Origin of the sequence: Psychrobacter sp. TB55-MNA-CIBAN-0194 (genome assembly GCF_040309505.1) — a bacterium.
Lineage (GTDB): Bacteria > Pseudomonadota > Gammaproteobacteria > Pseudomonadales > Moraxellaceae > Psychrobacter > Psychrobacter fozii.
On record NZ_JBEOOW010000759.1, the window covers coordinates 1 to 237 of the forward strand.

The 237-nt window shown below is 53.2% G+C and carries 1 protein-coding gene; it reads right to left on the reverse strand.

What is annotated here, in order from left to right; genetic code table 11:
- A partial coding sequence (locus AAEY75_RS16995; RefSeq protein WP_352260352.1) for a cation:proton antiporter domain-containing protein occupies nt 1-237 on the reverse strand: 237 nt, incomplete at both ends.

The following is a 237-nucleotide window of genomic DNA, read 5'->3' on the forward strand; positions in this document are numbered from 1 at the left end:
GAAAATACTGCTGCCGCATCGGTTGAGCCGACAATCGCTGCCATCAGCAAACCAAAGCGCCAATCGACATCGAGCAGCCAAGTGACAAATACACCTAGCACCATGACCGTGACCAACACGCCCCACGTGGCCAGCGTAATCGCAGGCTTTAGACCCACTCGGAACGATTTAAAGGAAGTGCGTAAACCACCATCTAGCAAGATACAGGCTAAGGCTGCCTGCCCAACGAAATTGGCT